At 62.4% G+C, this 500-nt stretch carries 1 protein-coding gene; it reads right to left on the reverse strand.

Annotated features, from left to right (window positions below; all coding sequences use genetic code 11):
- Positions 1-24: 24 nt before the first annotated feature.
- Positions 25-500, reverse strand: a 476-nt coding sequence (locus LRF89_RS13340) for an Hpt domain-containing protein (protein WP_238637388.1), incomplete at its 5' end; no start/stop codon positions are given.

The following is a 500-nucleotide window of genomic DNA, read 5'->3' on the forward strand; positions in this document are numbered from 1 at the left end:
TGCGCTGGTGCCGTTCATCCCGACTCATGTGGTGCCACCTTGGCCGTCTTCCAGCAGCTGGTCGAGCCGCAGCAGTGCCTCATCGAACGCGAACTGTTCGATGAGGGCTTCCAATGCATCGCAGTCGAACTCCTGGTCGCGCAGATAGGCCAGCGCCTCTTGGAGTGTTTCTTCCTCGATGAGTTCGCTGGCATCCAGTTTCTGTCGCAGGCACGTCACGGCCTCCGCCGACCCTTGCCGGGCTGTTTCCGGCTCTCGGGCCAGTCCATCGAGAGCCTGTCCAGTATCCTGCAAAGTCTGCTCAAGGCGCCCGATGCACTCCGCGGTGACCGCATTTCCCGCTTTCAGGTCGTGATCGATTTGTTCCGCCTGCTGATGCAGATCCATGGCACCCAGCGTTCCGGCCACGCCCTTCAGAGTGTGGGCGAGCCGGTTGGCCTGCTCGTTATCGCCGGCGCGCAGGTGATCGATCAGCGCGGCGTAGTCGGTGGTCAGTTGGT

This window comes from Halorhodospira sp. 9621 (assembly GCF_022228055.1).
Lineage (GTDB): Bacteria > Pseudomonadota > Gammaproteobacteria > Nitrococcales > Halorhodospiraceae > Halorhodospira > Halorhodospira halophila_A.